This is a genomic window from Priestia megaterium NBRC 15308 = ATCC 14581, assembly GCF_000832985.1.
Lineage (GTDB): Bacteria > Bacillota > Bacilli > Bacillales > Bacillaceae_H > Priestia > Priestia megaterium.
This window is the reverse complement of record NZ_CP009920.1, coordinates 494,583-518,542: the sequence shown is the minus strand read 5'-3', so window position 1 is coordinate 518,542 and position 23,960 is coordinate 494,583. Positions and strand designations below refer to the sequence as shown.

Genomic DNA, 23,960 nt, shown 5'->3' with positions numbered 1-23,960 from the left:
AAACTCCAGTGATAAGGCGTTTGCTTCTTTTATTTATGTATATGATTCTGTTTATAGGTTTTGAGGCTAGTTTTGAAACAAAAAAAGGGTCTTAATTTGGCTCAGAATCATTAAGTATAGTTGCGTCTCAAAAACTATCCTGCTTTTAACAGGATCAATAAAGTTCAGCTGTTATATTTTCCATCCTGATGTTCATATCCATACATAATAACGAATATGTTTTTAATAAGTCGCTAAATGTTTCTATAAAAAATAATAAAATTCATGTTGACAGTAGAACCATATGATTTTATAATTATACTTAATTCAAGATATTTTAATTCGAGATTTTAAATTGATGAAAAAATAGGAGGAATAAAAAATGGTGAGTATTGGTTTATTGTTAATACGTTTAGTCATTGGGTTATCTTTTATGGCACATGGAACTCAGAAATTATTTGGATGGTTTGGCGGTCACGGCTTAAAAGGAACGGGAGGATGGTTTGAATCTATCGGAATGAAGCCAGGTGTTAGAATGGCGTTAATGGCTGGATTATCCGAGCTAGTAGGAGGAGCTTTATTTGCTGCAGGACTTCTTACACCGCTAGGAGCGCTTTTGATTGCCGGAACAATGGTCATGGCTATTGTGAAAGTACACGGTCCGAATGGATACTGGGCAACACAAAATGGCTATGAATATAATCTTACGCTTTTAGTTGTAGCAATCGGTGTAGCAATTGCAGGACCAGGGTATTATGCATTAGACACGTTTATTTTCTAAAAGAGAAAATAGGTTGAAACAAGAAAGACGCTTTTATTTTTTGATTAATATCTCGAATTCGAGATATTTGCGATAAATAGTTGTAATTTTAAGAGGGATAATGAAACATATGACGAAAAATGTATCGAAGGAGATGGTAGTAATGAATAAAAAAACAGCGGGTATTCATCATATCACGGCGATTGTAGGTCATCCTCAAGAAAATGTTGATTTCTATGCGGGCGTGCTAGGATTACGTTTGGTCAAACAAACGGTAAACTTTGATGATCCAGGAACGTATCACCTTTACTTTGGGAATGAAGGCGGAAAACCTGGAACGATTATTACATTCTTCCCGTGGGCAAATGCACGACAAGGAAAAATAGGCGACGGGCAAGTTGGGGTAACTTCCTATGTGGTTCCAAAAGGTGCGATGGACTTTTGGGAACAGCGATTAGCAAAGTTTGGGGTTCCAGCTACAAAGATGGAGCGATTCGGAGAACAGTATTTAGAGTTTGACGACCCTCATGGTTTGCATCTAGAGATTGTGGAAAGAGAAGAAGGAGAAAACAATACGTGGCAAGCTGGTGAAATTAAACCCGATGTTGCCATTAAAGGATTCGGAGGCGCTACGTTATTATCTGTTAAGCCTCATGAAACAGCTCAGTTATTAGAAAACGTAATGGGTCTACAAAAAGTAGGGCAAGAAGGAGATTTTATACGTTTTCAATCATCAGCTGACATTGGAAATGTCATCGATTTAAAATTAACAACCATTGGACGCGGGCAAATGGGCGTTGGAACAGTTCACCATATTGCATGGCGAGCAAAAGATGATGAAGATCAATTAGAATGGCAGAAATACGTAGCCGACAGCGGATACGGAGTAACGGCTGTTCGAGATCGAAATTATTTTAATGCAATTTACTTTAAAGAACACGGAGAAATTTTATTTGAAATTGCAACAGACCCTCCAGGTTTTGCTCATGATGAGTCACTTGAAACAATGGGAGAAAAACTCATGCTGCCTGAACAGTACGAAACCCATCGAGATCAAATTGAAAGAGCTTTGATTCCTTTTGAAGTGAGAGAATTAGACTAAATTTTAATGAAAGAATTCTTTTAGTAATAGTAAAACGCTAGTTCAATCCTACATTAGGTACAAAGAAGGAATTAATTTATCTATATATAAAACTAATATCTATATTTGAAACACCGTGGTAATATGAAATTAATTCCAAGTGAGGAGGTGAATAGATGACAAAAACCATTGGTCTTATTTGTGGAAGCTTACGAAAGAATTCGTATAACCGAATGATTGCTGAGTCATTGACTACATTAGATGACTCAGCTCAATATCGCTGGATTGAAATAAGCAGCCTGCCTTTTTTTAATGAAGACTTAGAAGCTGACGGATCACCAGAATCTGTCGCATCCTTTAGAGCTGCGATTCAAGATGTTGACGGCGTTATTATAGTTAGTCCAGAGTACAATTCAGGAATTCCAGGAGTGTTGAAAAATGCCTTAGACTGGGCATCAAGACCTCGGACTTCTTCTGTTTTAAACAGAAAACCAGTTGGTCTCATTGGAGCGACTCCAGGAGGCTTCGGTACGGCTTTTGCTCAAATGCAAACGAGAGAAGTACTGGAAGCTATGCAAGTCAACGTTTTACCATTTCAAAAAATGCTGATTTCGCAAGTTTATGAAAAAATTGATTCGCAACAAAAAGTACTAACCGATGAATCAACAAAACGCTATCTTCAGCGCTACCTACAGCAGTTCATTCATTGGATTGATCAAGCGCCTGTTCCTGTTCTAGATTAAGAGAGAGAACACACCTCACGAACTTTCACCTCAGAAATAGCTTTTCTTTCTATACATGTTTTACCTAACAGATCATAAATGAAATCCAAAAAAACGTTCAAATTATAGACCGCTTGTAAGGAATGGAAGAAGTACATGTATCCTTACTTGCCTTAATTTAAGGAGGATTATAAAATGTCTGATCTTTACTCTCGCCTTTCAAAAGATGATGCTGCTGTGCTTTTAGTTGACCACCAAACGGGGCTTATTTCCGGCCTTGTACGTGACTATGGTGTTGATGAATTTAAAAACAACGTATTGGCTCTTGGTGATACGGCTAAATTCTTTGATTTACCGGTTATTTTAACAACTAGCTTTGAAAATGGACCCAACGGCCCGCTCATGCAAGAACTCGTTGACTTGTTTCCTAATGCGCCAAAAATAGCTCGTCCTGGACAAATTAACGCGTGGGACAACGAAGAGTTTGTTAAAGCCATTAAAGCGACCGGGAAAAAACAGCTGATTATCGCCGGTGTAGTGACAGATGTCTGCGTTGCTTTTCCTGCACTTTCTGCCATTAAAGCAGGCTACGAAGTGTTTGTTGTGACAGATGCTTCCGGAACGTTCAATAAGCAAGTCGCAGATGCAGCATTAACGCGTATGGCTCACGGAGGCGCACAGCTTATGAACTGGTTTAGCGTAGCGTGCGAGCTGCAGCGTGACTGGCGCAACGACGTTGAAGGTTTTGGCAATTTAATTTCTAGTCATCTTCCTGGTTATCAAAACTTAATGGGCAGCTATAGAGGAGCTCAGCGCGATTTCAGCAAGCAGAGTGTCTAACGTAGCAGAAATTAAGTTTTGCTAAAGGTCGTTCTCTTTACATATAAGACATGAAAGTAGAATGGCATCTGTGGATCATTTATGTGACGGAGAAAACGTAACGACATAAGAGAAAATTGTTAGATAGGTGAGCCGGCTGATGAACAGCTGGCTCACCTATCTTTTACTACGCTACCTGTCATGAAATATGCGTCTCTTGTATATAAAATAAAGTATATTAACGACAGCCTGATAGATGATAGGAAGGGATGCGGAGTAGTGGAAGAAAAAAAAGTTACGTGGCTGGAGCTTTTTTATGATTTGTTGTTTGTGGCAGCCGTTGCGACTGCTACGCATGTTTTGCTTCACGTTGAACAAGGGTATATTCATGGAGAGTATTTGTTAAAGTTTGTACTGATCTTTATTCCGATATGGTGGGCGTGGACGGGACAAACGATGTTTATCAATCGATTTGGACAAGATTTTTTGCATCAGCGCATCTTTATGATTCTTCAAATGCTGTTTGTTCTTATCATGATCTCAAGCCTGTCCGTAGATTTTGATCAATATTACGTCTCTTTTTTGGTTGGCTATATCGGGCTAAGAGCGTTAACCTCGATTCAATATCTTATTGTCCAAAAATTTGAACAGAGTGAGAGAAAAAAAGTTGCTGTGTTTTTAGGAACATGCTTTGGAATTGGGATTTTTATCTCGCTTCTGTCGCTCTTTTTTGATTCATGGGTCCGCTACGCCGTGTTATATACAGGAATTGCCGTGGACATGATTTTACCTATTTTAGGACATAAGCGACTGGCGAAATTACCGACCAACACGGCTCATTTGTTAGAACGCTTTGCGTTACTAACATTAATTCTGTTTGGAGAATCGGTTGTCAGCATTCTTGCTGTGATACAGCCACAAAAAGGGGACTGGAACACCATTTTATTTTCGATTATTTCATTTGTCCTGATCATCGCCATGTGGTGGCAGTACTTTGAGAACGTAGAAAAGAAAGTGAACAAGTCCATCCAAAGAGCCGGGCAAACGATTATTTACGGACACTTACTTATCCTCATGTCTCTAAGCATGATTGCAGCATCGATTAAGCTGATGTTTTTACATGAAGTTCAGTACACATTCAGCTTATATTTTGTATTCGGATCCGTGCTGCTTTACTTCATGGCAACCACTCTTGTTTTTCACCAGTATAGATTCGAAGAACATCGTTTGAAAGTGTATCATTTAGGCTTGTTTTTAGGGATTTTAGCTGTATTTTTTATTATTAACTTATTTTTAGTCGTCCCGAACACCCTCATCATAGGAGAGTTAGCCATCTTTTTTATTATCTACGCTAGGTTTACGACCACTTAACCAAATAAAGAACGACTATATAATGGAGGTAGCGAAATGGCAAAAATTAATGTAGGAACAGAAAATGAAGCACCTATTGAACTATACTATGAGGATCACGGGACAGGAAAGCCGGTTGTCTTAATTCACGGCTGGCCGCTAAGCGGACGATCTTGGGAATATCAAGTTCCAGCTCTTGTTGAGGCTGGATACAGAGTTATAACGTATGACCGCCGAGGGTTCGGAAAGTCTTCTCAGCCATGGGACGGCTACGATTATGAAACATTTGCTGCTGATTTACATCAGCTGCTAGAACATTTGGATTTAACAAATGTGACGCTAGTCGGGTTTTCAATGGGCGGCGGAGAAGTAGCTCGTTATATAGGAACTTACGGAACAGATAGAGTAGAAAAAGCTGTATTTGCAGGAGCTGTACCACCATTTCTTTATAAGTCAGAAGATCATCCTGAAGGAGCATTAGATGATGCAGGAATCCAAGAATTTGAAAACGGCGTAAAAAATGATCGCTTAGCTTTTCTTGATGATTTTACAAAAACATTTTTTGGGGTAGAAGACGGAAATGACTTAGTCAGCGAACCATTTCGACTTTACAACAGGGATATTGCAGCAGCCGCATCGCCTAAAGGGACACTAGACTGTATAGCTGCTTTCAGCAAAACGGATTTCAGAGACGATCTAGCCAAGTTTACAATACCTACTCTTATTATTCACGGTGATGCAGACGAGATTGTTCCATTCGAATATAGCGGAAAGCGAACGTATGAAGCCATTTCTGGTTCCAAGTTAGCTTTAATAAAAGGCGGTCCACACGGCTTAAATGCAACGCATGCACACGAATTTAACGAAGCGCTGCTGTCATTTTTAAGAGACTAAGTATAAATGATTATTTTGTAAGTGAAAATCTGACGTATGAATAAGAAAAGCGAAAAGAAGTTGCCGGAGGGCGCTTCTTTTTTATCAGTTCATGCAATTAACAAAGGCATCTGATCGCTCCAAGGATTCTTTAGGGTGACGCATCTGATTACAAATAAAATCCCTAAATAGCTATAATAACTTTTACTTTATTTTTTCTGCTTACCATAATAACTAAAATGAGTGGTGAAAACAAAGAGCAACCCTTTAATTAAAGGCTGCTCTTTGTTTTATACATCTTATTTTGCTTTTCTAACTAAAACAAAATGTCTTAATAGTTAAGTGTGGTAATACAATGCTATTTACGTAATTCTTCTAATTCCGCAAGAAGGGCTTCAATCATTTCATCGCTTCTTCGAAGTTCTTGATTAAGCATATGAATTGTTTCCTCTTCCCAATTGAAAGGATTACCATAAGAAGGCGTAATAGGAAGATCTTCATACACATCTCCATTTTCTTCACTGTGTTTTGTAAAATATATAGCAACTTCACACATTGGATGACCAAGAGCAATACGCTGGCGCAAGCTCACTTTTCCATAGCCAAATTTCCGAGCTGCAATTCCTCCAAACACACTAGACGTCATCTTACATAAATGAGGAGCATCCTGTACGACGTCACCAAATGGACATTGGGTAGCGCTTACAACCACATGATCTGGATGAACGGAAATAATTTCAAAGTGACCTCCAATTGAATTTTTAAGGTCAATTATAACTTCTGCATATTCCTCTACCGTCCACTTTTCATGCTTATCGCTATAAAAGTCTTCCATCCACTCTCCAGTACGAATACCAATTTGTTTAATATATTCTTCAGCTACGGGGCCTACCGTTTTTTCATGAATCATTGCGTACTGTGTAATAAGTTTAGCCAAAAATACATGTCCGCTTAGCTGACCTTTTTTTAAAGCCATATTGTAAATCCCCCTTTTGTTTTGTAAAAGAGCAAAAATATCAATTCAATAAGCAGCACTTTTTCTATATATCTCTATTTCTTAATTATTACAGATTAACAAGATCGCGTGTTATGTTTTTTGAATTTAAAAATATTTATTTGTAAATACTGACTTCTTTTTAAAAAGAAAGAAGGAGATTAGCATAATGGGCCTTATAAGAAATAAAAATCCCTTAGAAGCTCATCGGTTTCTAAGAGATTTTAACTTCTCTTTCTAGATATAATTGCTTCAAAAGAAAAGATGATACAACTGACTAATCTGTTAAAAAGAATGTAATAAAAAGTTCAATATAGTGTTTTGCAGGTCCTCATGAAACTCCTTGCGATTAAAGTCTTCAGGATCCTGAGAAGGGAGGAAAGAAGGAGATTTCATAAAGTCGGGAAATGGGCTGAGAAATGAAAAATGCCCTCCATTTTCTACAACGATATGCTGAACTTTTTCCGGATCAGAAACACCATTTAATACAAATTCCCCGTGAAAAGAAGGAGTAATCGTATCCTTTTCGCCTGTAATCATTAAAATAGGTATATTCACGTCTTCAAGGGCTCCTTTTTCCCTAAACCATCCGGTGGCTGGCGCTAAAAGAATCAGTGATTGAACCCGCTTGTCATGATCAACAGATAAACAATAAGGCTTTTGATCAGGAGATTCAGAAGGAAAAGAATTGGGAACTCCACCTGCTACAGCAAGAGCTGTATATCCTCCCATGGAATGCCCAATAAGAGAAATATTATTTGATTTAATGGATGGCGAAAAGGAACTTTCTTTTAAAAACCAATCGATTATAGTACGTATATGATTAGGCCGATTTTTTAGGTTATCTATTGTTCCGGATAGTGTATTATTCTCTCGATTATTAAACGGATGTTGAGGTACCCCTACAATAAAACCATTACGTGCTAAAAACTGGGCAATGGTTCGATAAACAAGAGGCGTGCTACCATCTCCATGAGAAATAATTACTAAAGGAAATGATCCATTTGAAAGCGGAGCATCTTGCGCAGCGCTTATCGTGTAAGGTCCCATCTTTTCAACTTGTTCTTCTTGGTATGTAGGATACATGATAAGTAAAGGAAAGCCATGTTCATTTCCATCATCTTCCATATCTACGAATTGACATCCGGCATAAAATGCCTGTCTTTCATGTTTTCTTATGTGCACTTATACTCCTCCTTGCTTTTAACAATCTTTATTATAACAAACTTATATATGAAATCTTTTTGAGTTAGCTCGCTTGAAAAAGAGTAATTAACCTTTATTTTAATTATTCCTCGGGCTGTTTTTGTATCGATAAAGCACATTATGATAACTAAATTTGTGCATGCACTTATATAATGAAGACACTGATATTTATTAAGGGGGAAATAAAATGCATTGTTTGGAACCGAAAGATTATTACAAGATAAACAACATATTAGAAGCGTCATTTAAGACTCCTACATTTGCTTTTTCTGTTGTTAATCATGTTATTCCAGGAGCTGTGTACGTAAATGATATTGTGAGGCCATCATCAGGATTTCTTAGAATAGGTGCAGGTGACTATTATGTATTTGGACAAGGAAATGACGTGGTATTTAATAACTTTCTCTATCGTTATTTTGTTGAGAACGTGTATGGTAAGGAGAAACGGTTTACGGTTTTTACTCCATCCACTGACTGGGAAACTGTTTTTGACGAAACTTTCAAAACGTATGTAAAGAAAATGACGCGTTCTAAGTATAGGTTTCTTCCTTCAAAAGTTCATTCTACGTACAGTCTTTCCAATCTCTATGAGTTAAAAGACTTTAACGCTGATTCTTTAAGAAAAAGTGAGAATTTCAATGAATCATATATAGTGGAGTACTGGGGATCAGAGAGTAATTTTCTGAAAAACGGATTAGGAGTTTGTCTTATCCATAAAGAAAAGATTATCGCTGAATGTGTGTCTATTTTTCATAGTGGAACAATAGCTGAAATTGATATTGTGACTAACCCTACCTATAGAGGACAAGGATTAGGAAAGATAGTGGGCCAGGCGTTTATAAATAAATGTTTAGAAAAAAACGTTATGCCTGCTTGGGATTGCGATAAGAACAATAAAGCCTCGAAAGCACTAACCAATAAACTTGGGTTTTCGAATGAAGAGGATTACGCTTTATATGTATTAAAATGAAAAGAGAATGAGACATAAATAAATCAATACAATCTACAGACGAACGAATGGAATGCATGAGCGAATCGCTTGTTACACTGCGGTTGATTTCCATGCAAGACGCAGTATCTAATCTATTAAAATATCCTAAATTAATATTTAAGCAGGGGGAACTTATGATAGCACTTCATAGAATTTTAAAATTGCGTGATTTAGAAATTTTTCACGTAGAAAGAGAGGGAACTATTTTATCTTATGTAGTCATTGAAGACACGAGAAAGCCATTTACAGAAGAAGATAAAAAACTAGATCCATTATGTTATATGGAGGAAGAAGATATTAACGCGATTTTAAATGTGTTTAGGATTTCATTAATCAATGATGAAAAATTAAGTGAAGAAGATTCACTTTTTCTAAAATCGTTCTTTTCAGATTTTGTTAATAATACAAATTTAACAAATTTTATTATTACGGAATACATTCAAGAAGATTTGTATGATCATGACGTTAATATAAAATTTTTTAATAAAATTTTAAAGGATATAGGTTCAAATTATATTATCGAAGAATTTGATGAAATGAACTGGATTTACTTATCTCAAGATTAAAATATAACGATGTATACCATATAGAAAGCTAGTTTACATAAATACTTTTCTAAGAAGGCATATATTATAATTTAGAAGATACTAAGATTTTTGCAATCAATTTAATCCTTTAATATATTGTCCATGTGATCAAGGATTAAGGGGGAGAAAAATGAATATTACAGTAGTTGAACATAATCCAAATTGGAAGTACGAATATCTAAACGAAGAATACTCAATTAAGGAAATGCTTCAAAAAGAATTGGTAAATATTTTTCACATTGGAAGTACTTCTATTCAAAACTTAAAAGCAAAACCTATTATTGATATTCTATTGGTAGTTAATGACATTAGAAGGTTAGATAATTACTCAGACCAATTTGAGAAGCTCGGATATGAAGTAATGGGGGAGTTTGGAATCAAAAGAAGAAGGTATTACCGTAAAGGTGGGGATAATCGCACCCATCAAATTCACGCTTTTCAGTATGATAATATTCAAGAGATTGAAAGACACTTATCTTTTAGAGACTATCTTCGTCAAAATCAAATGATAAGCAATGAATATGGAGCATTAAAAGCTGAGTTAGCTCATAGATTTCCCAATGATATCGAGGGCTATAGTGATGGTAAGGATGCATTTGTTAAAAGAATCGAAAAAGAAGCGCTTAAATGGCATTGGCTTAATCGTTGAAATTAAAGAAAAAGAGTTAAACTAGTTAATATAATATTGTGTCTCAATACATTGTATACTCCATCAAAGTTAGTTACCATGATCATTCTTTCCCTAATTTATAAAAGAACGATCCCTTAATACACAGGGGGTCGTTCACTTTTTGACTCTCTCATTTATACACGACCTTATACATTGTTAAATTATCAACATTTCGATCACTCATGAAACTGGAAGACTTGCATGAAAAACACTCTTTTTTATAAATATGGTAGTATTTTATATCTCGTCTTATATCTACCCTGAAATTTTCTAACCTAATTTTTGTGTAGAAATGGGCTGCTGTAGCTAAATATTAAATAACTATTGAAATTTCATAACAAATTAATATTGATCATATTTTATAAAATTAAAAAGGTAAGCAAATCAATAGATACATAAGAGTATCCTTCTCGAATTATGCATAACTGGTCAATTTATATTTTTAAGTAAAATGGTGATATAAAGTACAATATGTACGTTATAACGTTCAAGGAGGGGTTAATATTTCGCATAAGAGAAGTACTGACTCTTTAATAAAACGAATATTTCTAACGTTAAAATGATTCCATTGTTAAAATGGATCCTTAATCAAATAAGCAAGTTATTTGATAAGAATGGAGACTGCACTATACATTAATAATAAAGCCATAACTATATTAAACTGGCTTTTATACTTTGAGAGAAATTTTTGAAAAACCGAACCAAATAAACTCCAACAGAAAGTACTTACAAAGCCCACAAAAGCTAGAAATAAAGAATACATTATTAAACTAAAATTCGAGTTGTGATATGGAAGAATAAAGGTTGCTATAGCCGTTATACCATACAGAATACCTTTTGGATTTATAAATTGTAAAAGCATCCCCATGAAAAAACTGTTATTCCTGTTTTCATCGTTATTTTTATCATCATCTTTACTCAAAATAATTTTTATAGCTAGATAGACCATATAGATTGCTCCTAAGACCGTCATGAAAAACTCAATCTTTGGGATGGAATTTTGGAGTAAAACATTAAAATAACTACATAACAACATTACTACGAGAAAGCCTGCACCTACTCCTAAACAAAATTTTGTAGTCTTTCTCAAACCGTATTTGTTAGCAAATAACATGGCCATAATATTGTTAGGACCAGGGGTAAAACTGGTCACAAAAATATATAGCAAAAATGATAATAATGGCATATTTGTACCTCCTCTAATATGTATATTATAATGTTCAAAAAGGACGATATAACGTCGTGCTTTTTATTTTACATTATGGTCGTTATATTGTATATAGTGATAGGAGTGTATTTATGGAGGAAATAAATCTTATTATCGCCAAAAACCTAAAAAATTTTAGAGAAAGTAAGAAATTAAGTCTCGAAAAAGTTGCAGAATTAACTGGGGTAAGCAAGACAATGATAGGGCAAATTGAAAGAGGAGAATCGAGTCCTACAATTACAACTATTTGGAAAATAGCTAATGGATTAAAAATTTCTTTTACTTCATTAATAAATAATCCTCAGCCAGACACCAAAGTCATTTCAAAAACCGACATTCAAATATTATCTGAAGACAACGGAAAATATCAAGTCTACCCTTATTTTCCCTTCGAGGATGATAGACGCTTTGAAGTTTATTCTGTAGAAATAGAAGAAGGTGGATCTCTAGACGCTGATTCGCATAGGGAAGGGACTGAAGAGTTCATAACTGTCTTTGAAGGTGAACTCACTATAAGTGTAAATAGCAATGAATATACGATAAAGAGTGGGAATGCTATTAGGTTCAAAGCTGATAGAGCTCATTCTTATTATAATCGCGGAAAAACATTAGCTAAATTAAGTATGATCATATATTATCCAGTTTAAATAGCGTTCTTCAAGAACGCTATTTTATTTTTGTATTAAACCGGTACAACTAATGAAAGATTTAATGGCCAACCAATAAAGCATTGAATCGTTAGATACTATGTAGAGCGGTTAACCAGTAGCGGCATAGAAAGTGGAAAGACTACTTCCTATGATTCTTAGACTTTTGTATTATATAGGTTTTTATGTTAGGTTATGGATATCCTTCTGTTGTGTTAGAAAGGAGTGAATTCATATCTTAAAAATAGCAATTGCTTCAATCATTGCAGGCGTTTTGTTTAGTCTTTGTACAAAATTAGTGATGTATACAAGATGGTCCAAGCTGTTTGTAAAGGCTAATGAAGATACTCATAGGCCACTTAACTTTGCTCTTCTGGGGGCTTTATTTACCGTTATTATGTTCATTATGTTTTTAATTGTAAAACCTTTTACATAGGAATAACGTTATAGCTGGAGTTATCAATTATTAATCTTTCATATTTAGGAATAGGTTTTGTAGCTATTTTGCTATCTGCATTTTTGGTGAAGATGTTTGTTGCCAATGATACGCTATCTACCATTTTTTCAGTTTTGATTGCTGCTGTAGGAGCGTCAGCTATTTCTCACTTTCGCAGAAAATATAAGGAAAAGTGAATTTAAACAGGGGCTACAGTTAGTGTGGGACTTAAAGCAACAATGCTTCATTTCATGTGACAGACTGGCAAAGAAATAGAAAAAGCTCCCTTTCATAAGGGAGCTTTAAGAGATTTTACTTAATCCATTGAAATTCTTTTAAAGGCCAATAAGCTAATTTGGCTTTTCCTACGATTTTGTCTACGGAGATTGTTCCTACTTTAGGTGATCTGCTATCTAAGCTGTACATTCTATTATCTCCCATGACAAATAATTGACCCTTTGGAACGGTTTTGCTGCCTGTATAATCTTCAAGTTTAAAATCCTCAGTTAATGGGCCTGTTCCTATTTCTTTTTTATATTGGTCTAGATAAGGCTCTTCATATTTTTTACCGTTTATATATAGCGTGTCATTGCGATATTCTATATGATCACCAGGTAAACCGATTACTCTTTTAATATAGTCTTTTTCCTTTGTAGCATGAAAAACGATAATATCAAATCTTCTTATATTATTTACTTTATTTTTACCTACTTCATTAAGAATAATATGTTCACTGTCTTTTAAAGTCGGCATCATCGATTCACCGTCTACTATTATAGGTGTAAATAGGTACTCTCTTACCACAAAAGCCAGAATACAGGCAATAATAATGGATTTAATCCACGAAAAAATCTCTTTCTGTTTCAATTGAAAACTCCTCTACAACCGTAATACATGTTTAAAAGTATAACACAATATATAGAAATAAACCTTTAATTTAACAATTGAAGGTTATATATGCTAGAGCATTTACAACGGAAAAGAAGTAATTAATTCTGAGTATATTCGAAACTATAATTATGCATATACAGGAGAATTGGTATTTAGTGAAAAATCCTTACTTATGGATGGCGGTGGAGTAGGAGTTAGACGACTAGAAGACTCTAAAGATAAGGATACAATAAAAAGAGGTTATAATGCTGCTATCGTTCGCACTCGGATAAGTATGAATGAACCCTTATAAAGAGCAACCTCGTCATTGACAAACGAGGTTGCTCTTTATTTTTTTGATACTTGTCATACAAATTTCACTTTTTATCTTCACATGCAGAAAAGTTTGTGATACAATTCACATGTGAAGATATCCATAAGGATCTAACACACTCTTGAATGTAAAGTAGAAAAAGCTATTTCACTCCGATGCCAATACGATTGAAATAGCTTTTTTTGCGTTCAGATTATAGATGCGACAAAATTGTTAGCATAATAAGGGAAGTTTATTTCTCGATTCTAACTAATGTTTTTTCAGGCATTTTAATAGCATCTATATCAAAATAATTGATGTTTAACGTTAGTTCTCCTTCTCGCTCTTCAGCTTCTTCTCCTATCCAACAACTATACAATTCAAAAAAATCTCCTGATTTAAGATAGTGATCCATCAATTGACACAGTGCAAGTAGTTTCTCTTTTGATTCTTTCAGTCTGCTTTTATTCATATATTCCGTAATTTCAATTCCCCAGTCACTTGACACTTCATAAACATAAGAAGTAGTAAAATGATGTTTCTTTATGTTTAATCGATGCATTTCATCTGAAAAGCAACTTCCAATAGTAACTATATCATCCAGTTCGTCATTAATAGGTAATTCTACATTCGAACCTATATAGGTGGCTAAACTCATTTGTATTCACTCCTTTTTCCATCTGAATAATCTATTACATTTCATAGAATTAACCTAATGAAAACTTACATCGTATGATCAAAAAGGTTTTTCCTTAAATTTTATTATAGATGATCAGGTTTTATTCGAGCTTGACTATTATTCTATTTAATATAAAGGGTAAAATTCTAATTTTTATAAAAAGAAAATTAAGAAAAACGTAAGATTTAAGTAAGAGAAAAGAAAATTTCATTTTATACAATAACAATATAAATTGAAAAGGGGAAAATAGCAGTATTTTTTCAGGTATCTACGACTTGTTTGACGAGATTGAAATGTATAGTATACCTGTTGACAAAGAAGGTGGATTTTGGGCGTTCTATAAAACTTCCGCACAGGAAATATAGGAAGGTGAAACAAAAGCCATTGTAGAATGGTTTGTAGAGTGTCGAAATAAGGCAGACGGAAAAGGTAGTACGTTAGCTACCTATTTTAGTTTTCATGATTATGATACATGCTATGATTTGCAAAATGATAAGTGGATTACGGATGGAGATAAATGGGAGGGTTAAACTCTAGCATTTGTTCACTCTTATGTATGGTCATTTAATAAGAGATAGAGCAGCAAGGAATAGATCTTGATGATATGCTTTATACAGAGATGAGGCACCAGTTTTTTCATATGAGAAGGCTGCCAATAACAATTATAAAAAGGAGAGACTTAAATGAAATTTGATGTAGCTGAATTAGTTGAAGCAAAGCGTCAAATCGATTCAACTTTACATAAACTCAGACAGACAGTAAAAACGTTTGAAGCTAAAGAAAATACTGGTAGATATAAATCTCAAATTACTTTAGCTAAAAGACGGATACAAGCATTTGAGCTTTCAGTGGCTCTTATTGAAAGAGAAATAAATGAGGCTGAGAAAAAAAGCTAGGTATCAGATTTTAAAAAGTGCGTATTTGACGACATTATTTACTGTATGAATTACAAAACGTCGGAAAATGCTATATCGCGGTAACAGCATTTTAATTCATCTCCAAATAAAAAAATTTCAGTTTGAAAAAAATTATCTGAAGGCAACTAGCAATAACGTAGAATTATTGTTTCTCCTAGAAGATACACTTTATATGTTAAAATTCGGTGATTTTAGACTCTATATATGAATTTATTTGAGCCTTAAGAATCACAATGAAATTCCTGGTTTTTGAATAATTCTAGTATGTTATTTTCAAATTACTAGAAATACAATTCAAGCTTTTGAATATCTGGTAGGATAATACATATAAAGTATTTTTTAGGGTTGGGGGATTTTATAGATATGCAATTTGCAAAGAAAATTAAACTTTCCATATGTACGACTTTAACAGCTGGTGTATTACTTACGTCTACTGCTGTGGGAACGCCGGTAAGCGTAAATGCAGCAGAAAGTCAGGAACTTTCTACAGCAGAACAACAAGAACTTAATACTATATTAGAACATTTAGAGTTCAGTAAAGAAGATAATCAAATAACCATTGTTAATGAAGAGGAATTAAAAAATGATCTTAATGATTCTGATGCTTATAACCAGTTAGAAGGTTCAGTTGAACAACTTAATAATATTCTAAAGTATGTAAAATTCGACGAAGATAAGAATCAAGTAATCATTGAAAATAAAGAGAGAGTAAAAGATAACCTTGATTCTCCTTCATACAATCAACTAACAGCTACAGTAGAACAATTCAACGAAATTATTGATAGCCCAGAAGGTAAAGAACTAAAAGAACAAATTTTTAAAGAACTTGGCGCAAGTAAAACGTCTTCTGGTACAGTTTCAATTCAAGGAATTAGTGGCTGTGGAGCAGCTTCGATTGCTGGATTTGCTCATACTGCTGCTTTCAGTGGCCTAATGACTGTTGCTGGGGTAAGTGGACCTGCAGGATGGGCTATTGGCACCGGAGTTGGTGCTGTATGGTTAGGTGCTAGTGCTGCTGCTGGTTGTTTATCATAATAAGGTGGTGATATAACATGAGTCCTGATAACACTTTCAAAGATTTTTTAGGCGGTAAAATAGACTTGTTCTCAAGAGGATCTTTTCAAATGTTTACTTTTTTGATTTTATTCTCTCCACTATTTACGCATATGTTTAAAGAAAACGTTTTGCTTTATGTAATGTTTGCTTTACTAATTACAATCAACAATTTAGGAGTAGAATTCTTCTCAATTAAGAAGAGAGGTCCAGAACCTAAAAAATATATTTTGCTTTTTCTAAGTATTAGTTTGCCTGTTGATATTTTATTACTATGCTTATTCTACATTTTAGGCTAACTGTTTTAAAAAGTTCTCTATTATCTTGATAGAGGACTTTTTTCATTTAGGGAGGGACGTTATGAATTGGTTTTTGAAATTAAATTTCTCAAGTATACTATATGCTGTTTTGATTTTTATTAATATCAAACTAATTTTCAATATTTATCTTATTAGTAGAATAATAAAAATTGATGTAGCAGTAGCACGAAAAATTGGAGTTGTAGTTATGTTGATTTTGATTATCGTATTTAGTTTCATTTATTATTTACTTAATCGTCAATACTTAAAAGATAGTAAACTAAATTATTTTGGGACTGTATTATGGATTCCATACTTTGTAATTATGCTTATCTTATTTAATAAGCTTTTCCCAAAATAAAAAGCATAAATAATTTTGAAAATATTTTAAAAAATAGTTGAAATGCCCGGTACTAAGTATTACAATCTACATATACTAAGTATTACTTAATAGCTTAATTTTTAAAAGTTATTAAGTGAAAATTGGCTTGGTACTAAGTGATACAGAATATAAGTCAGACGATATAGAGGAGGTTCTGAAGATCGAAAATTTAACTGAAATGCTGAAGGGTTCGCTGGAAGGCTGTGTGTTAGAAATTATCAGCCGGCATGAAACCTATGGCTATGAGATTACACGCCGTCTGAACGAGCTTGGATTTATCGAGGTCGTGGAAGGGACGGTCTACACTATTCTCGTACGATTAGAAAAGAAAAAACTTGTGAATATAGAAAAAAAACCATCAGATATGGGCCCACCCCGCAAATTTTATTCGCTTAATGAGGCAGGCTACAAGGAGCTTGAGCTGTTTTGGAAAAGGTGGGATTTTGTATCATCAAAAATCAACGTCTTGAAGTCAAACTAACTTCATAAGATAGACCGTCGGATAGTTTTAAAGCATCTTATGAAGTTTTATAAAAAGGAGGAAAAATGACATGCTGGAAATATTCAAAAAAATGATTGGTGATAAAAAAGAGTATAAAATGATGATGGCACGGGTTGAAGCCTTGCCAGAGGACTATCAGTTTGTATTTAAAAAAATTCAAAACTACATGTGGAATTTCTCATCGGGCAACGGAATGGATATGCTACACATGCAGTATGAATTAATTGATTTATTCGAAGCAGGTGCTGCAGAAGGTAGACAGGTGCTCGAAATTACGGGAGACGATGTGGCTTCCTTTGCTGACGAATTAGTGGCAAATGCTAAAACTTATATGGTTAAGTATCGTGAAGATTTGAATCAGAGTATTAAGGAACGATTAGGAAAAAATAAATTTAATCAATAACATCGACTGAATAGCTAGTTACTTTCGCTATTCGGTCATTTTTTAAACTCGGTACTAAGTAATACAGAATATAAGTCAGACTTAATAGTAGAGTATAAAAAAACTAGCTCTACGAGACGCTCAGCTTAGTTACATCATGACAGTTCTAGCGAGCAGACTTGTGGAGCTTTTTAAAAGGAGGAAAAACGTATGAGAAATACAGCGATTTTTGTAAAAGAGTTAAAAAAGTCTTTTAAAGACAAAGAAGTTTTAAAAGGGGTGAATATTGAGGTGCAGCGCGGTGAAATTTTTGCACTGCTGGGTTCAAATGGAGCAGGCAAGACGACGACAGTTAACATTCTTTCAACACTGATGAAGGCTGATAGCGGCGAAGTAAGTATTTGCGAATTTGACGTCCAACGTCAACCGGCTGACGTCCGCCAGAACATCAGCCTAACGGGGCAGTTCGCAGCGTTAGACGGCATGCTTACTGGGAAGGAAAACCTGATCATGATCGCCAAATTGCGAGGGGTATCTAATCCTAATGAAGTAGCTGACAATCTGCTTGCAAGATTCAGCTTGACCGATGCAGCCAATCGCCGGGCGGATCAATATTCCGGTGGAATGAAGCGCCGACTTGATATAGCTATGAGTCTGATTGGCAGGCCAGCGGTTATTTTTCTCGACGAACCGACGACCGGACTTGATCCGGAAGCCAGGATTGAAGTCTGGAACACCATCAAAGAGCTTGCTGGCGATGGTACGACCATCTTGCTCACGACTCAGTACCTGGAGGAAGCTGAACAACTGGCAGATCGGATAGCCATCCTACATGGCGGAAAAATCATCAAAACCGGTACCCTTACCGAACTTAAAGAGATGTTCCCGCCAGCAAAAGTGGAATACATCGAGAAACAGCCAACATTGGAGGAAATCTTCCTCGCAATCATCGGCAAAAAGGAGGAAATATAAATGAAAAACAATACAGGTGTATTACTAGGACGTTTGATGCGAAATATTATGCGCAGCCCGGATACGATCATTACGGTGGCAATTACGCCAATTATGATGATGCTACTGTTTGTCTACGTGTTTGGTGGCGCTATAAATACAGGAACAGCCAATTACGTCAATTATTTATTGCCGGGAATCCTGCTGATGGCTATCGCATCCGGCGTCGCTTACACTTCCGTGCGGCTATTTAATGATGTGAAAAGTGGACTGATGGCCCGTTTCATTACTATGCCTATCAAACGTTCTTCGGTATTATGGGCTCATGTGTTGACATCTTTTGTTTCCAATGCGCTTACTATCGTAGTAGTTATCCTCATCGCGCTCTTGATGGGTTTCCGCTCCAGCGCTGATATCCTAGATTGGTTTGCGGTAGCCGGGATACTCGGGCTGTTTACGCTAGCCCTGACATGGTTGGCCATTATTCCAGGATTGACAGCAAAATCTATGGAAGGAGCCACAGGCTACTCGTACCCGCTAATCTTCCTGCCTTTTATTAGTTCCGCCTTTGTTCCCACTGAAACGATGCCTAAAGCTGTTCGTGCATTCGCTGAGAACCAGCCCGTGACTTCAATCGTGAATACAATTCGTGCACTCTTGTATGAAGGATCAGTTGGCAACGATATCTGGAGTGCCCTCGCCTGGTGCCTAGGTATCATGGTCATCGCTTACTTTTTAGCTAGTAAAGGATTCAAACGCAAATTAGGGTGAATTTTATAAACTGAGCAAGCTACCCAAGGTATATGGAATCATCTGAATTTTAATGTGAAGTATTGATAGCATAAAATAGGGTTACTTCTAGTTATCGTAATGTGAATTATCCGTAGAAATAAAGAAGATCTTGAACAAGGTCTTCTTTTATTCATCATCTTCCCATTCATTTTGTTGTTTTTTCTTAAATGGTACGCATAGTTCATGGCTATAAGACCGCATACAAAAATAATGCCTCCAAATAATACTCCATTACTCCAATTAAATCCTGAAGTCACAGATGTTAAATAGGCAGTAATTGAACCGATTACTAACAGGACGAATAAACTCAGCAAAAAAGAGCGAAAAGGTCTTTTTATTTCTTTTTCCTGTTCTACGCTAATACTTAGAGATAAATAGCCGTATACAACGCTAGATAGAATGAACAAAACCCATAGTGAATTTGCCTTCATCTTTTCTAATCCACCTTTTAAGAAATCATGACCAAGAATAAGTAAAACTCCAAGTGTTTGAATAATATATGCAATTTTAATATGCTGCAAATTTAAAAAGGTGAACTTCTGATCAACTATCTTTTTCATTCAAAATCACTCCTTGTCTATCCAAAATAATTCGTCCAATGTTTCTTTAACGACATAGAAAATTCTTCATGTTAACCCATTCCAGGTCATAATTAATATTATTAAAGCTGCTTTGGAAGAAGTGAAAAAATAAGTTAGGTTAATATAATACCTGTTTCAGCAATTAAAACGGCTTTTAGATCAATAAATCTAGTTTTTCATTTTCTGTCATAAATATTTTTGTTGGATTTATAAAAATATTTTGAATTAATGATCTGTCTATGATAATATTTAAATCAGTAAATCATATATAAAATTTAAAATCACATATGTGATTTAGAGAGGATTTCTTTATGTCGGTAAAATCAGCAGAACGTGTATTAAGGGTATTTGAATTGATTGCTCAACATCCCGAGGGATTAACAGTAAAAGAAGTTAGCGATTTACTTTCGCTTCCGCAAAGCAGTACGTTTAATCTTGTGGGAACACTTCATAATGAAGGGTATTTAAATCAGGACTCATTAAAGAAGTACAAGCTAGGGCCAAAGCTAATTCAAATTGGAGCAGCGGCTATGGAATCGTTGGATATTTCTTCAGAAGGAAAACCGTATTTAAAGAAGCTGATGGAGGATGTTCAAGAAACTGTGTTTATGGCCTTGCTGTCGGATGGGGAGTTGGTCTATGTTGTTAAGATTGATAATAATCGCTCTATTAGAACAACAGCTCAGCCTGGTAACCGAAAGCCGCTCTATTGTACTGGATTAGGAAAAACCTTTTTAGCTTTTCTTCCTAAAGATCAGCGAGAACAGCTGCTTGAACATACGGAGCTGCTACCTATTACGGATTATACAATTACAGATAAAAAAGTTCTTAATGACAATCTAGACTCTTTTATCCAAATGGGCTATGCAATTGATGATGAAGAAAATGAGGAAGGGTTGTTTTGCCTTGCTGCACCTGTATTTGGAGCAAAGGGAAGCATTCAAGCTGCTATTAGTGTAGCTGGTCCTAAGGAAAGAATGCTGAAGCATAAGGAGTTTATTGTAGAAAGGCTGCTTCAAACAGCAACTAACATATCTTTTATTGCTGGATATGAAGAGGCGAAGAGATAAATGAAAAGAGGGGTAAAATGGACGTGATAAGCATGGGGGAAACAATGATTCTGTTTACCCCACACTCGAATGGAAAGATGCGATACGCTAAAGATTTTTCTTCGAAAATTGCAGGGGCAGAAAGCAATACGTTAATTGCCCTGTCAAAACTCGGTTATCAAACGGGGTGGGTTAGCCGATTAGGAAAAGATGAGTTAGGAGAGCGAATTCTTTCAAGTATAAAAGGAGAAGGAATAGATGTAAAACATGTGATATTTGATGATCATGCTCCTACAGGTCTTTTTTTAAAGCAAAAAACAAATGAAATGAACAGTAAAGTGTTTTATTACAGACAAGGTTCAGCAGCAAGCTTTATGAATCCACATGATATGAATGAAGAGTACATCTCTTCTGCCAAATACTTATACGTGACAGGGATTACACCTGCACTAAGCGATTCCTGCCACGAAGCTGTATTTCAAGCGATGAAAGCAGCTAAAAAAAATGGTGTAAAAATAGTGTTTGATCCGAATTTACGCAAGACGCTTTGGGATGAAGAAACTGCGCGTCAAACACTCATTAAAATGGCTACATATGCAGATGTTATTTTACCAGGAGTGAATGAAGGTCAGTTTTTATTTGAGAAAGATAACCCTGAAGACATTGCATCAGCGCTTCATCAATTAGGTGCAGAGCTAGTCGTTATTAAGCTAGGCGAGGAGGGAGCTTATTATTCAACTGAAAATGAATCCGCTTACGTAGAAGGCTTTAAAGTTGCTAGAGTGATAGATCCAGTAGGAGCTGGCGATGGGTTCGCTGCTGGGATACTATCGGGACTAATAGATAATTCTTCTTTGATAGAAACAGTTAGAAGAGGGTGTGCTATAGGAGCTATGGTCGTAACCGTAGAGGGTGATATTGAAGGCTTGCCTGATAAGAAAGAGCTTTACGAATTTATGAATGCGATTACAAGAGAAGACGTTATACGATAAAAGAAAGGGGTTTACCCATGACGGATAGTTTATCACATTTATTAGAGCATAAAATCGTTGCGATTATTAGAGGAGCCAAACCGCAGGATGTAGTGAAAATTGCCTCTGCGCTGAATGACGGCGGTGTAAAAAATATAGAGATTACTCTCAATTCGCCGGACGCACTTTCAGCCATTAAAGAGGTTTCTACAGAGCTTGGTGATCAAGTGCTAGTAGGAGCGGGTACAGTGCTTGACCCTGAAACAGCACGGTCAGCTATTTTAGCAGGTGCAAAATTTATCCTTTCTCCAACTGTTAACACGGAAACGATTAAACTAACAAAAAGATACGGTGCGGTTAGTATCCCTGGTGCTTTTTCACCTACTGAAATCCTAACGGCATTTGAAAATGGGGGAGATATTATCAAAGTATTTCCTGCTAGGCTGGGGGCTAGCTATATTAAAGATATTCGAGGGCCGCTTCCTCATATTCCACTTCTTCCAACAGGAGGAGTGAGCTTAGACAATATTCAAGAATTCGAAGAAGCAGGTGCTGTAGGGTTTGGGATTGGAAGTTCTTTAGTAGATACAAATCGTGAAATTACTCATGCATACCTGCAGGAGCTAACACAAAAGGCTAAAGCATACGTAGCCGCAGTGAATGGTATAACGAAAGGGGGAAAATTACATGAAAATTACTAATTATGAATTGTTTCAAGTGCCGCCACGCTGGTTATTTTTAAAAATAGAAACGGACGAAGGAATTGTTGGGTGGGGAGAACCAGTTATTGAAGGAAGAGCCTCTACCGTTAAAGCTGCAGTAGACGAGCTAATGGAGTATCTTATTGGCAAAGATCCGTTAAATATTGAAGATCATTGGAACGTTATGTACCGAGGTGGTTTCTATCGAGGTGGACCTATTTTAATGAGTGCCATATCCGGGATTGACCAAGCTTTGTGGGACATAAAAGGAAAATATTACGATGCTCCTGTACATCAACTATTAGGCGGAAAAGCAAGAGAATCCATTAAAGTGTATTCGTGGATTGGAGGAGACCGGCCTTCAGATGTAGGCGAAGCAGCCAGAGAAGTTGTCTCACAAGGATTTACAGCAGTAAAAATGAATGGAACAGAAGAGCTTCAATACGTGGATTCATATGAAAAAATTGATCAAGTAGTAGAACGTATCGCTGCTGTCAGAGAAGCAGTGGGGCCTTATGTAGGAATAGGTATTGATTTTCACGGACGAGTACATAAGCCAATGGCAAAAATTTTAGCTAAAGAACTAGAGGTCTATCGTCCAATGTTTATCGAGGAGCCGGTGTTGCCCGAAAACAATGAGGCATTAAGAGAAATTGCCAACCATGTATCCATTCCTATTGCGACGGGAGAAAGAATGTTTTCAAAATGGGAGTTTAAAAAGCTCTTAACAGACGGCTACGTTGATATTATTCAGCCTGATTTATCACATGCAGGAGGAATTACAGAATGTAAGAAAATTATTTCAATGGCTGAAGCCTTTGATGTAGCAGCTGCGCCTCATTGCCCGTTAGGACCTATTGCATTAGCCGCTTGTCTTCAAGTAGATGCAACGTGCCACAACGCATTTATTCAAGAGCAAAGCTTAGGCATTCACTATAACCAAGGCAGTGATTTACTAGATTATATTGTTGATAACCACGTATTTAAATATGAAGAAGGATTCGTAAAGATTCCTGACGGACCTGGCTTAGGTATTGAAATTAATGAAGACCATGTTAGAAAAATGGCTGATATCGGTCATAATTGGCGTAATCCAGTATGGCGTCATAAAGATGGTTCTGTAGCAGAATGGTAATGGGGAAACCATTTTAGCTGGAAAGGTCTGATTGATAAATAACGGTCAGTCAGATCTTCTT

Annotated in this window: 28 protein-coding genes; 22 read left to right on the top strand and 6 right to left on the bottom strand. The window is 35.8% G+C overall.

All coding sequences use genetic code 11. The features are described 5' to 3' along the window. Positions 1 to 361: 361 nt before the first annotated feature. The 6 genes from BG04_RS03390 (at position 362) to BG04_RS03365 (ending at position 5,605) form a co-directional block, all read left to right on the top strand. The gene (locus BG04_RS03390; RefSeq protein WP_013084346.1) at positions 362 to 760 is read left to right on the top strand and encodes a DoxX family protein; all 399 of its coding nucleotides are present in this window, start codon (positions 362 to 364) and stop codon (positions 758 to 760) included. Between the two features lie 142 nt (positions 761 to 902). Continuing rightward, on the top strand, positions 903 to 1,841 hold the full coding sequence (locus tag BG04_RS03385) for a ring-cleaving dioxygenase (protein ID WP_034649857.1): 939 nt from the start codon (positions 903 to 905) through the stop codon (positions 1,839 to 1,841). A 155-nt stretch (positions 1,842 to 1,996) separates the two neighbouring features. Beyond that, positions 1,997 to 2,563, top strand: a complete 567-nt coding sequence (locus BG04_RS03380) for an NADPH-dependent FMN reductase (RefSeq protein WP_034649859.1) — start codon at positions 1,997 to 1,999, stop codon at positions 2,561 to 2,563. 174 nt (positions 2,564 to 2,737) lie between these two features. Further along, on the top strand, positions 2,738 to 3,382 hold the full coding sequence (ycaC, locus tag BG04_RS03375; RefSeq protein WP_025753100.1) for an isochorismate family cysteine hydrolase YcaC: 645 nt from the start codon (positions 2,738 to 2,740) through the stop codon (positions 3,380 to 3,382). Between the two features lie 258 nt (positions 3,383 to 3,640). Next, positions 3,641 to 4,732, top strand: a complete 1,092-nt coding sequence (locus tag BG04_RS03370) for a low temperature requirement protein A (RefSeq protein ID WP_034649861.1) — start codon at positions 3,641 to 3,643, stop codon at positions 4,730 to 4,732. A 36-nt stretch (positions 4,733 to 4,768) separates the two neighbouring features. Continuing rightward, positions 4,769 to 5,605 (top strand): alpha/beta fold hydrolase, encoded by an 837-nt coding sequence (locus BG04_RS03365; RefSeq protein ID WP_034649864.1) that lies wholly within the window; start codon positions 4,769 to 4,771, stop codon positions 5,603 to 5,605. 337 nt (positions 5,606 to 5,942) lie between these two features. Here BG04_RS03365 and BG04_RS03360 read toward each other — a convergent pair whose 3' ends face one another. Together BG04_RS03360 and BG04_RS03355 are read right to left on the bottom strand one after the other, a co-directional pair. Continuing rightward, positions 5,943 to 6,560 carry a methanogen output domain 1-containing protein gene (locus tag BG04_RS03360; RefSeq protein ID WP_034649867.1) on the bottom strand — a complete coding sequence of 206 codons (618 nt, stop codon included), beginning with the start codon at positions 6,558 to 6,560 and terminating at the stop codon, positions 5,943 to 5,945. 303 nt (positions 6,561 to 6,863) lie between these two features. Further along, positions 6,864 to 7,763, bottom strand: coding sequence for an alpha/beta hydrolase family protein (locus tag BG04_RS03355; protein WP_034649869.1), 900 nt, complete (start codon positions 7,761 to 7,763; stop codon positions 6,864 to 6,866). Between the two features lie 208 nt (positions 7,764 to 7,971). Between BG04_RS03355 and BG04_RS03350 the strand changes: the two genes are divergently transcribed. From BG04_RS03350 to BG04_RS03340, 3 genes are all read left to right on the top strand, one after another. Beyond that, on the top strand, positions 7,972 to 8,754 hold the full coding sequence (locus BG04_RS03350) for a GNAT family N-acetyltransferase (RefSeq protein WP_034649871.1): 783 nt from the start codon (positions 7,972 to 7,974) through the stop codon (positions 8,752 to 8,754). Between the two features lie 155 nt (positions 8,755 to 8,909). After that, positions 8,910 to 9,341, top strand: a complete 432-nt coding sequence (locus tag BG04_RS03345) for a hypothetical protein (RefSeq protein WP_034649873.1) — start codon at positions 8,910 to 8,912, stop codon at positions 9,339 to 9,341. Positions 9,342 to 9,492: 151 nt separating this feature from the next. After that, positions 9,493 to 10,011 (top strand): GrpB family protein, encoded by a 519-nt coding sequence (locus tag BG04_RS03340; RefSeq protein ID WP_028409911.1) that lies wholly within the window; start codon positions 9,493 to 9,495, stop codon positions 10,009 to 10,011. A gap of 622 nt (positions 10,012 to 10,633) precedes the next feature. On the opposite strand, the gene BG04_RS03335 is transcribed toward BG04_RS03340, so the two are convergent. After that, positions 10,634 to 11,218, bottom strand: coding sequence for a LysE family transporter (locus tag BG04_RS03335; RefSeq protein WP_034649876.1), 585 nt, complete (start codon positions 11,216 to 11,218; stop codon positions 10,634 to 10,636). Between the two features lie 56 nt (positions 11,219 to 11,274). On the opposite strand from BG04_RS03335, the gene BG04_RS03330 reads away from it, so the two are divergent. Then, positions 11,275 to 11,886 (top strand): helix-turn-helix domain-containing protein, encoded by a 612-nt coding sequence (locus BG04_RS03330; RefSeq protein ID WP_080743151.1) that lies wholly within the window; start codon positions 11,275 to 11,277, stop codon positions 11,884 to 11,886. Between the two features lie 748 nt (positions 11,887 to 12,634). Here BG04_RS03330 and lepB read toward each other — a convergent pair. Together lepB and BG04_RS03320 are read right to left on the bottom strand one after the other, a co-directional pair. Then, positions 12,635 to 13,189, bottom strand: a complete 555-nt coding sequence (gene lepB / locus BG04_RS03325) for a signal peptidase I (protein ID WP_034649879.1) — start codon at positions 13,187 to 13,189, stop codon at positions 12,635 to 12,637. A 569-nt stretch (positions 13,190 to 13,758) separates the two neighbouring features. After that, positions 13,759 to 14,163, bottom strand: coding sequence for a hypothetical protein (locus BG04_RS03320; RefSeq protein WP_016766301.1), 405 nt, complete (start codon positions 14,161 to 14,163; stop codon positions 13,759 to 13,761). 704 nt (positions 14,164 to 14,867) lie between these two features. Between BG04_RS03320 and BG04_RS03315 the strand changes: the two genes are divergently transcribed. From BG04_RS03315 to BG04_RS03280, 8 genes are all read left to right on the top strand, one after another. Beyond that, complete coding sequence (locus tag BG04_RS03315; protein ID WP_034649881.1) at positions 14,868 to 15,080, top strand: hypothetical protein; 213 nt, start codon at positions 14,868 to 14,870, stop codon at positions 15,078 to 15,080. 384 nt (positions 15,081 to 15,464) lie between these two features. Then, the gene (locus BG04_RS29045) at positions 15,465 to 16,136 is read left to right on the top strand and encodes a hypothetical protein (RefSeq protein ID WP_051975564.1); all 672 of its coding nucleotides are present in this window, start codon (positions 15,465 to 15,467) and stop codon (positions 16,134 to 16,136) included. Between the two features lie 17 nt (positions 16,137 to 16,153). Next, entirely contained in the window at positions 16,154 to 16,453 is a 300-nt protein-coding gene (locus tag BG04_RS03305; RefSeq protein WP_034649883.1) for a hypothetical protein, read from the top strand. A 61-nt stretch (positions 16,454 to 16,514) separates the two neighbouring features. Beyond that, entirely contained in the window at positions 16,515 to 16,814 is a 300-nt protein-coding gene (locus BG04_RS03300) for a hypothetical protein (RefSeq protein ID WP_051975565.1), read from the top strand. Positions 16,815 to 16,995: 181 nt separating this feature from the next. Next, complete coding sequence (locus BG04_RS03295) at positions 16,996 to 17,316, top strand: PadR family transcriptional regulator (RefSeq protein ID WP_028414817.1); 321 nt, start codon at positions 16,996 to 16,998, stop codon at positions 17,314 to 17,316. 70 nt (positions 17,317 to 17,386) lie between these two features. Next, on the top strand, positions 17,387 to 17,740 hold the full coding sequence (locus BG04_RS03290) for a DUF1048 domain-containing protein (RefSeq protein ID WP_013058327.1): 354 nt from the start codon (positions 17,387 to 17,389) through the stop codon (positions 17,738 to 17,740). A 189-nt stretch (positions 17,741 to 17,929) separates the two neighbouring features. Beyond that, positions 17,930 to 18,691, top strand: a complete 762-nt coding sequence (locus BG04_RS03285) for an ABC transporter ATP-binding protein (protein WP_034649885.1) — start codon at positions 17,930 to 17,932, stop codon at positions 18,689 to 18,691. Then, the gene (locus BG04_RS03280) at positions 18,692 to 19,441 is read left to right on the top strand and encodes an ABC transporter permease (protein ID WP_034649887.1); all 750 of its coding nucleotides are present in this window, start codon (positions 18,692 to 18,694) and stop codon (positions 19,439 to 19,441) included. It abuts the gene before it with no gap. Between the two features lie 38 nt (positions 19,442 to 19,479). Here BG04_RS03280 and BG04_RS03275 read toward each other — a convergent pair whose 3' ends face one another. Then, positions 19,480 to 20,022, bottom strand: coding sequence for a hypothetical protein (locus BG04_RS03275; protein WP_230586519.1), 543 nt, complete (start codon positions 20,020 to 20,022; stop codon positions 19,480 to 19,482). A gap of 332 nt (positions 20,023 to 20,354) precedes the next feature. Here BG04_RS03275 and BG04_RS03270 point away from each other — a divergent pair, with 332 nt between their 5' ends. Genes BG04_RS03270 through dgoD form a run of 4 tightly spaced genes read left to right on the top strand, consistent with a single transcriptional unit; the run spans position 20,355 to position 23,899 of the window. Next, positions 20,355 to 21,113, top strand: a complete 759-nt coding sequence (locus BG04_RS03270; protein ID WP_034649889.1) for an IclR family transcriptional regulator — start codon at positions 20,355 to 20,357, stop codon at positions 21,111 to 21,113. A gap of 17 nt (positions 21,114 to 21,130) precedes the next feature. After that, a complete protein-coding gene (locus BG04_RS03265) occupies positions 21,131 to 22,084 on the top strand; it encodes a sugar kinase (RefSeq protein WP_034649891.1) in 954 nt (317 codons plus the stop codon). A 17-nt stretch (positions 22,085 to 22,101) separates the two neighbouring features. Then, positions 22,102 to 22,764, top strand: a complete 663-nt coding sequence (locus BG04_RS03260; RefSeq protein WP_034649893.1) for a bifunctional 4-hydroxy-2-oxoglutarate aldolase/2-dehydro-3-deoxy-phosphogluconate aldolase — start codon at positions 22,102 to 22,104, stop codon at positions 22,762 to 22,764. Beyond that, entirely contained in the window at positions 22,751 to 23,899 is a 1,149-nt protein-coding gene (gene dgoD / locus BG04_RS03255; RefSeq protein ID WP_028409932.1) for a galactonate dehydratase, read from the top strand. Before BG04_RS03260 ends, dgoD begins: the two co-directional genes overlap by 14 nt. Positions 23,900 to 23,960 lie beyond the last annotated feature (61 nt).

Bases quoted from the DNA above. Each gene is read 5' to 3' on its own strand.
- BG04_RS03340 (WP_028409911.1), top strand. From the start codon at position 9,493: ATGAATATTACAGTAGTTGAACATAATCCAAATTGGAAGTACGAATAT.
- ycaC (WP_025753100.1), top strand. From the start codon at position 2,738: ATGTCTGATCTTTACTCTCGCCTTTCAAAAGATGATGCTGCTGTGCTT.
- BG04_RS03315 (WP_034649881.1), top strand. From the start codon at position 14,868: ATGAAATTTGATGTAGCTGAATTAGTTGAAGCAAAGCGTCAAATCGAT.
- BG04_RS03275 (WP_230586519.1), bottom strand. From the start codon at position 20,022: ATGAAAAAGATAGTTGATCAGAAGTTCACCTTTTTAAATTTGCAGCAT.
- BG04_RS03345 (WP_034649873.1), top strand. From the start codon at position 8,910: ATGATAGCACTTCATAGAATTTTAAAATTGCGTGATTTAGAAATTTTT.
- BG04_RS03385 (WP_034649857.1), top strand. From the start codon at position 903: ATGAATAAAAAAACAGCGGGTATTCATCATATCACGGCGATTGTAGGT.
- BG04_RS03280 (WP_034649887.1), top strand. From the start codon at position 18,692: ATGAAAAACAATACAGGTGTATTACTAGGACGTTTGATGCGAAATATT.
- BG04_RS03305 (WP_034649883.1), top strand. From the start codon at position 16,154: ATGAGTCCTGATAACACTTTCAAAGATTTTTTAGGCGGTAAAATAGAC.
- BG04_RS03380 (WP_034649859.1), top strand. From the start codon at position 1,997: ATGACAAAAACCATTGGTCTTATTTGTGGAAGCTTACGAAAGAATTCG.
- BG04_RS03320 (WP_016766301.1), bottom strand. From the start codon at position 14,163: ATGAGTTTAGCCACCTATATAGGTTCGAATGTAGAATTACCTATTAAT.
- BG04_RS03270 (WP_034649889.1), top strand. From the start codon at position 20,355: ATGTCGGTAAAATCAGCAGAACGTGTATTAAGGGTATTTGAATTGATT.
- BG04_RS03285 (WP_034649885.1), top strand. From the start codon at position 17,930: ATGAGAAATACAGCGATTTTTGTAAAAGAGTTAAAAAAGTCTTTTAAA.
- BG04_RS03290 (WP_013058327.1), top strand. From the start codon at position 17,387: ATGCTGGAAATATTCAAAAAAATGATTGGTGATAAAAAAGAGTATAAA.
- BG04_RS03265 (WP_034649891.1), top strand. From the start codon at position 21,131: ATGGACGTGATAAGCATGGGGGAAACAATGATTCTGTTTACCCCACAC.
- BG04_RS03260 (WP_034649893.1), top strand. From the start codon at position 22,102: ATGACGGATAGTTTATCACATTTATTAGAGCATAAAATCGTTGCGATT.
- BG04_RS03365 (WP_034649864.1), top strand. From the start codon at position 4,769: ATGGCAAAAATTAATGTAGGAACAGAAAATGAAGCACCTATTGAACTA.
- BG04_RS03390 (WP_013084346.1), top strand. From the start codon at position 362: ATGGTGAGTATTGGTTTATTGTTAATACGTTTAGTCATTGGGTTATCT.
- BG04_RS03335 (WP_034649876.1), bottom strand. From the start codon at position 11,218: ATGCCATTATTATCATTTTTGCTATATATTTTTGTGACCAGTTTTACC.
- BG04_RS29045 (WP_051975564.1), top strand. From the start codon at position 15,465: ATGCAATTTGCAAAGAAAATTAAACTTTCCATATGTACGACTTTAACA.
- BG04_RS03300 (WP_051975565.1), top strand. From the start codon at position 16,515: ATGAATTGGTTTTTGAAATTAAATTTCTCAAGTATACTATATGCTGTT.
- BG04_RS03350 (WP_034649871.1), top strand. From the start codon at position 7,972: ATGCATTGTTTGGAACCGAAAGATTATTACAAGATAAACAACATATTA.
- dgoD (WP_028409932.1), top strand. From the start codon at position 22,751: ATGAAAATTACTAATTATGAATTGTTTCAAGTGCCGCCACGCTGGTTA.
- BG04_RS03360 (WP_034649867.1), bottom strand. From the start codon at position 6,560: ATGGCTTTAAAAAAAGGTCAGCTAAGCGGACATGTATTTTTGGCTAAA.